Source organism: Methylobacterium aquaticum (assembly GCF_001043915.1).
Classification (GTDB): Bacteria; Pseudomonadota; Alphaproteobacteria; order Rhizobiales; family Beijerinckiaceae; genus Methylobacterium; species Methylobacterium aquaticum.
Map to the genome: position 1 here is coordinate 1 of NZ_LABX01000247.1, position 6,718 is coordinate 6,718.

8 protein-coding genes are annotated in these 6,718 nt (G+C 73.6%); 3 read left to right on the forward strand and 5 right to left on the reverse strand.

Features of this window, described 5'->3' with window-relative positions; translation table 11 throughout:
* Positions 1–846, forward strand: an 846-nt coding sequence (locus VP06_RS27420) for an ArsR/SmtB family transcription factor (RefSeq protein ID WP_342586853.1), incomplete at its 5' end; no start/stop codon positions are given.
* 81 nt (positions 847–927) lie between these two features.
* Positions 928–2,226 carry a solute carrier family 23 protein gene (locus tag VP06_RS27425; RefSeq protein WP_048466980.1) on the forward strand — a complete coding sequence of 433 codons (1,299 nt, stop codon included), beginning with the start codon at positions 928–930 and terminating at the stop codon, positions 2,224–2,226.
* Positions 2,227–2,347: 121 nt separating this feature from the next.
* Here the strand turns inward: VP06_RS27425 and VP06_RS27430 are convergent, their stop codons facing one another.
* Positions 2,348–2,560, reverse strand: a complete 213-nt coding sequence (locus VP06_RS27430) for a hypothetical protein (RefSeq protein WP_156295806.1) — start codon at positions 2,558–2,560, stop codon at positions 2,348–2,350.
* Positions 2,561–3,203: 643 nt separating this feature from the next.
* Here VP06_RS27430 and VP06_RS27435 point away from each other — a divergent pair.
* Positions 3,204–3,500, forward strand: a complete 297-nt coding sequence (locus VP06_RS27435) for a hypothetical protein (protein ID WP_245291333.1) — start codon at positions 3,204–3,206, stop codon at positions 3,498–3,500.
* 24 nt (positions 3,501–3,524) lie between these two features.
* Here the strand turns inward: VP06_RS27435 and dapA are convergent, their stop codons facing one another.
* The 4 genes from dapA to VP06_RS27455 all read right to left on the reverse strand — a co-directional run.
* Entirely contained in the window at positions 3,525–4,430 is a 906-nt protein-coding gene (gene dapA, locus VP06_RS27440; RefSeq protein ID WP_048466983.1) for a 4-hydroxy-tetrahydrodipicolinate synthase, read from the reverse strand.
* Positions 4,427–4,657 (reverse strand): hypothetical protein, encoded by a 231-nt coding sequence (locus tag VP06_RS27445; protein ID WP_048466984.1) that lies wholly within the window; start codon positions 4,655–4,657, stop codon positions 4,427–4,429. Before VP06_RS27445 ends, dapA begins: the two co-directional genes overlap by 4 nt.
* A gap of 271 nt (positions 4,658–4,928) precedes the next feature.
* Complete coding sequence (locus VP06_RS27450) at positions 4,929–5,468, reverse strand: HTH domain-containing protein (RefSeq protein WP_048466985.1); 540 nt, start codon at positions 5,466–5,468, stop codon at positions 4,929–4,931.
* Positions 5,469–6,005: 537 nt separating this feature from the next.
* On the reverse strand, positions 6,006–6,718 hold a 713-nt coding region (locus VP06_RS27455; protein ID WP_048466986.1), incomplete at its 5' end, for a replication protein RepA.

A 6,718-nucleotide genomic window follows, 5' to 3' on the forward strand; every position in this document is an offset into this window, starting at 1 on the left:
GGCCTCCCCCATGCTTCGGCCCTGGCCGAAGCGTCCGGCGCCCGCCTGCCCTACAAGGGCGATCCGGGAGGACCATCGCCCGGGGAGCCCGACCGGAGATCTGGCATGGTGACCGTCGCCGCCTTCGCCCGCACCGCCGCCCTGGTGGGCGATCCCGCCCGTGCCGCCATGCTGGCGGTGCTGATGGATGGTCGCGCGCTCACCGCGGCGGAGTTGGCCCGCGCCGCCGGCGTCACGGCGCAGACCGCGAGCGGCCATCTCGCGAAGCTCGCGGAGGCCGGGCTGCTCACGGTCGCGCGCCAGGGCCGCCACCGCTACCACCGCCTCGCCTCCTCGGGCGTGGCCCGGATGCTGGAGGGCGTGATGGCGGTGGCCGCCACCGCCGTGCCGGATCCCGCCCGGCCGCCCTCGCTCAGGCCGCCCGGCCCCCGGGACGCCGCCCTGCGCGAGGCCCGGACCTGCTACGACCATCTCGCCGGCCGCCTCGCCGTCGTGATGGCGGAGTCTCTCGTGGCCCGCGGCGCGGTCGAGCTGGGGGAGGATGGCGGCGTCCTCACGCCGGCCGGCGAGGTCTTCCTGCGCGGCCTCGGGGTCGATCTCGATGCGTCCGCCAGGACGGCGCGGTCCCGCGGGCGGGTGTTCTGCCGCCCCTGCCTCGACTGGAGCGAGCGCCGGCCCCACATCGCCGGCGCCCTCGGGGCGGCCCTGCTGGCGACCGGCCTCGACCGGGGCTGGCTGCGCCGGTGCGAGGGCAGCCGGGCCGTCGCGGTGACCCCTGCCGGGCAGCTCGCCCTGCGACAGGCTTTCGGCTACGGCCCGCGTTGCGCCTGCGACGACGCGGCCTGACCACCAGAGAGAGCGACGGCCGTCCTCGACGACCGCTGCTCTGGGTTCGTCGCCACGACAAGCCATCCGGGAGGAGACACCATGGCGGCAGAGGAACGGACGGAGGCGCGCGGCTTTCCGCGCTGGCGGCTCGCCCGGGGCGCGGTGGTGCTGCCGGACGAGCGGCCGCCGCTCGGCCAGGTGGCGGTGCTGGCGCTCCAGCACGTCGTGGCGATGTTCGGCTCCACCGCCCTCGCTCCCCTGCTGATGGGGTTCGATCCCAACCTGGCGATCCTGTTCTCCGGCATCGCCACGCTGCTGTTCTTCGTCGTGGTCGGCGGGCGGGTGCCGAGCTATCTCGGCTCCAGCTTCGCCTTCATCGCGGTGGTGATCGCCGCCACCGGCTACAATGGCAGCGGGCCGAACCCGAACCTGCCGGTCGCGCTGGGCGGCATCATCGCGGCCGGCGCGGTCTACGCGCTGATCGGCATCGCGGTGATGCGGGCGGGCGATGCCTGGATCGGCCGGCTGATGCCGCCGGCGGTGACCGGGGCGATCGTCGGGGCGATCGGCCTCAACCTGGCGCCGATCGGCGTGAAGGGCGTCTCGGGCTCCGGGCTCGATGTCGGGATCGGGCTGTTCACGATCCTGGCCGTCGGCCTGTCCGCCTCGTCCCTGCCCGGTGCGGCGCGGCGCCTGCCGCTGCTGATCGGAGCGGTGGCCGCCACCCTGCTCTACGGCGTGCTGGCGAACGGGTTCGGGCTGGCCAAGCCCCTCGATCTCGGGCGGATCGCGCAAGCGCCGTGGTTCGGCTGGCCGCAGGTCACGCATCCAGTCTTCGAGGCATCGGCGATCGGGCTCATCGCCCCCGTCGCCCTGGTGCTGGTCGCCGAGAATCTCGGCCACGTGAAGGCGATCGGCGCGATGACCGGGCGCAACCTCGACCCCTGGCTCGGCCGGGCGTTCCTCGGCGACGGGCTCGCCACGATGCTGTCGGGCGCCTTCGGCGGCACCGGCGTGACCACCTACGCCGAGAACATGGGCGTGATGGCGGTGACCCGGATCTACTCGACCCTGGTGTTCGCCGTCGCGGGCGTGGTGGCGATCCTGTTCGGGCTGTCGCCGAAATTCGGCGCCGCGATCCTGGTGATCCCGGGCCCGGTGATCGGCGGCCTGTCGGTGGTGGTGTTCGGGCTGATCGCCGCGGCGGCGGGGCGGATCTTCGTCGAGAACCGGGTCGATTTCTCCCGCACCCGGGTGCTGCTCACCGTCGGCACCGCCCTGGTGCTCGGCGCCGGCGACTTCACCCTCCATCTCGGCAGCTTCACGCTCGGCGGGATCGGCACCGCCACGGCGGCGGCGATCCTGCTCTACCACCTCTTGCGCGACGAGCCGGCCTGACGGCGAAGCGGGGGCGGCGGGAGACCGTCATGATCGTCGCCCCGGGAGGACGGCTCGCGGACGACGAAGGCCCCGCTTGCCGGCGGGGCCTTCTCTCTCGCGCCCGGTCGCGCGGCCGGGGCTATCCCGGCGGGGCGGTCGGCCGCAGCCGCACCGCCTGGGCCAGGCGGATCAGCTCGCGGGCGGTCAGGCCGCGGCTCTCCTGCTGCGACCAGATCTCCCCGACCGGCCGGGCGCCGCCGGGTCTGGCCTCGCCGCGTCGGGTCTCGCAGGATCGATCGGACCGGCGGGGCTGTCCGCCCACGAACCGGTAGGCTCTCGCTGCCGTTCTCATGCGTGCTCCCATGCGAACCGGCGCATGGTTAGCGAAGCGTGGCCTCTCGCGGAATTCTTGAACTTGCGCGGCGGCGCGCTACCCCGCCCGCCCGGCGGAGGCCCCGGCCGCGCGGGGGGGAATCTGTGGGCCATCAGCCGGCGACGCGGTTCCTGTTCCCCGCTGCGCCGACCCTCCCGCAACCACCCGGCCCACTGAGCCTCACAGGCTGGCGGGGAGAACTGGTCCACCGCCAACTCGTCGTCACGAGCTCCCCCACGGTCCAGCCTGTCGGCGGAGCCGGAGCGCCACAGGGTACGTCCACGAGGGAGGCGAGTCCTCTAGCAGGTCGCGACCGCGGGGCAAGGGGCGGTTTGACGCCGTCCGGGATCGCCAGGCCGGCCGCCATGCGCCGCAAGCATGGCCGTTGCGCCGTGCAAACGATTGCATTGTGCGTCGCACCATGAGAAACGGGTCTCGCACCGCCGCGATGGCGTCGCGGCGGTGCAGCCCTCTTTGGGCGTTTCCTCCCTAGACTTCGGGCCGCCTCGCAAGGGCGGCCTTTTTTCTGTTGCGCACGTTTTGGGTTGCGCGTGAGGCCGGCGCGGTGACACTGCCGGTGCGGGCGGTCTGGCGGCCCGGGCGGCGTGGGGAAGCGTGAGCGATGGATCGTCCGCCAATGGAGCGCCCGCGGAGCGTCGGCCTCGCCTGGTACGAGCCGGGCGATTATCCCCGGATCCGGGAGGCGATGGCGGAATCCGGCCTGCCCGAGAGCTACGCCGCCTGGCAGATGTCGGCGACCCAGATCGAGCGCGAGGTGGCGCGCAGCGGGGTGGCGGTGGTCCGCATCCGGATCGAGCCCGAGCCCTTCCTGGCCTGGTGCCGCGACCGGGCCCGCGTGCCCGACGGGGCGGCGCGGGCCGCCTTCGTGCGCGAGGCGCACGAGGCGGCCGGGGGCTGAGCCGGGATCCCGGCGGCGGCGGGGTCACGCGGTCTCGCCGCGGCGGGTCGCCGCCAGCGCCGCCGCGAGGGCGGCTTCCGTCTCGGGACGGGGCCGCACCAGGGGCAGGCGCAGGTCCGGGGCGAAGCCCGGGCGCAGGAGCGCCAGGGCGAGCTTGACCGGGCCCGGATCGGTCTCGCGCGACAGGGCCTCGAGCAGCGGCATCAGCCCGGCCTGGATCGCCCGGGCGCGGGCATGGTCGCCGTCCCGGGCGGCCCGCTGCAAGGCGGCGCACGCGCCCGGCACCAGGTTGGCGACGACCGAGACGCAGCCCTGCCCGCCCATCATCGTGTGGGCGGCGGCGGTGCCGTCGTCGCCGGAGACCAGGAGGAAGCCCGGGCCGGCGGCCCGCGCGACCGCCGCGAGCCGGGCGAGGTCGCCACGCGCATCGACCAGCCCGGCGATTCCCGGCAGGGCGGCGAGGCGCGCCAGGGTGTCGGGCAGGAGGTCGATCCCGGTGCGGGCCGGAACCGTCTGGAGGAGGAGCGGCCGGCCGCAGGCCGCGGCGATCGCCGCGCCATGCCGGTAGAGCCCCTCCTGGGTCGGGCGGTTGTAGAACGGCGTGACCGCCAGGGTGGCGGCGGCCCCGGCGGCCTCCGCCGCCCGCGTCCGGGCGATCGCCGTCCGGGTGCAGGGGCTGTCGGTGGCGGCGATCACCGGGATCCGGCCGCCGGCCGCCTCGAGGGCGACATGCAGGATCCGGTCGCGCTCCGGCTCCGTCAGGGTCGGTCCCTCGGCGGTCGGGCCGCCGACCACCAGGCCCTCGGTGCCTTCGGCGACCTGCCAGGCGACGAGGTCGCCGAGCGCCCGCTCGTCGAGCCGGGCCCCGCCCGCCGCGAAGGGCGTGACGAGGGCGGTGAGCGCCCCGCCGAGGCGTCGGGCGGCGCTCACGGGGCGAGGGTCAGGGTGGTGTCGGCGAGGCGCACCGCGTCGGGGCGGCGGCCGGTCTCGGCGGCGGCGTAATGCAGCGCGTCGCGGCAGGTGCGGAAGAGGCCCCCGCCGAGGCCGTGCGTCTCGACGGCGAGCCAATGGCCCTCGGCGCTCCGGCCGACAAGGAACGTGAGGGGAAGACGGTCCGGGCTCGGGGCCGGCGCGGAGACGGTGACCGATCGGGGCATCGCGGGGTCGGGGTTCGCGCGGCCGTCCTGCGGCCGCCCCCTCAACCTGTCCCGGTCCCCGTCAAGGATCGAGGGGGACGGCGCGGCGGCGGCATCAAGGATCCGTGGGGGTTTTCGGATTTCTTCTCCGGTGTCTTCTCCGGTGTCTTGGCCCACGGGCCCGGGCAGGCCGGTCATCGGGTGGCGGAACGCGGCGCCGCGCCGGCGATCCGTCGGGATCGGCCGAAGCGGTCGATCGGAGGCCGTCCGACGCGGTCGCGCGATGCCGGGCTCAGGAGGCCAGCCCATAGACCGCATCGCCGAAGCGGCGGAAAACGGTGCCACCCTGCGCACGCTTCCACAGCCGGGTATTGAGGGCCGCCACCGGATCGTGGCCCGGCAGGGTCACGCCGCGGGCGGCGAGTCGCTCCCAGATCTCGGCGGCATGCATCGGCCGCCCGGCCTCGGCCAGGATCGCTTCCGCCGCCTCGATCAGCCGGCGGCCCTCGCGCCGCGCCGACACGCCGGCGGGGGGCGCGGCCTCCGGAACGGGCGCGGGAGCGGCCCCGGCGGCAGGCGGCGTGGCCAGGGTCATCGCCGGCATCATGGCTGGCTGCGCCCGCGGCGATTCGGGCGGGGTGGACGGCACGGGGTCCGGAGACGGCACCGGTGCGGGCGCGGCCCGCGCCGGTTCTGCGGCACCACCGGACCGGGCGAGGCGGCGGCCGAGATCGAGATACAGCTCGTGCTCGGCGATGGCCCGGTCGAGGGCGGCGCGCTGGCGCCGCAGGTCGTCCAGCCGGGCCTCCGTTTCCGCTTCCGACAGGAACATGCTGGCCTCGTGGAATATTCCATATTCCAGACCGCCCGGAAGAGATTCTGGATTGAGCAGAATAGGAATATTCCATGAAAGCGCAAGAGGTCGGTCGGCGCTTCCGGGCGCGATCCACCAGGCAAAGGCGCCGCAGGTCGCCTCTCCCCGCCCACGGGAGCGGCGAAGGCCCGCGCCTCTTCTTTTCCCGAGCAGCCCCTGCCGCTTCGCGCAGGGTGACCGGCCCGGTTCGGCGCGCATGACGGTCGAACTCCCTCACTCAGAATGAATGCGAAACATTCTATATTCCTAGAATTCAGTTATATCGTTGCTATCTAACACATATTCCCAATATTCCTTCGCCGGAGATGCGCCACGGAGCACCGGCTCCCTCACCAACCAATCAACCAACCGGCCTCCAAGGCCGATCTAGGCAGATCTCGCCGAAGTGGTCACCAGTTCGGCGGAAAAAATCTGCGATAAAACAATAACTTAAGCGGGCGAAGCGTTGGCCTGCCAACGCAAGTCTGCTTAGGGCCGTCGCGCTGCGCCCTCCCCTCACACCGCCCCTCTCCCGGCGGCGGCGGCCTTCCGGCGGGCGGGCTTGGGCGGCACCAGGAGGGTGCCGGGATCGGTCGGCATCAGCTGGAGGCCGGCCTCGTCGAGGCTGATCGGCAGCTTCGGGAAGACTTCCTTGACGTGGGCCACGTCGGCCTTGAACGCCTGGCGGAAGCTCCGCAGCGAGGCGTTGTCGGCGCCGAACTGCTTGTGGACCGTGTCCCAGCTCAGCCGCAACGGCCGCTGGAGGCTGCGCAGGCGGTAGCCGATCCAGAACAGCAGGTCGAGCTTGCGCGCCGAGCCCGAGAACGCCCGGGCGGCCCGGATGTCGACCGGCAGGGCGTGCTGGACCAGGTTGTCGTAGAAATCCTGGTGGAACTGCACCGTCTTCGACCAGGCGATGCCGTCCTGGCCGCTCGAGCGCCAGAGATCGAGCTGGCGGAAGGGCGGCATGGTGATGGTCGAGGAGCGCGACTGCCCGTCCCACAGGCCGATCTGCATCGTGCAGGCGGCGAGCCGGTGCAGCTGCTCCTTGAACTGGCGGATCGTGCCGCGCTCGCCGCCGGTGACGGCAAAGCCCATCTCGCGCATGAAGCCCGACAGGCTGTCGGCGACCTCGACCGTGGGGCTGCGCTGGCGCACCGCCTCGGTGCAGAGATGCAGGAGCACCAGCCGGGCCTTGGGGCCGTAGGGCAGCCCCTGCATCTCCATCT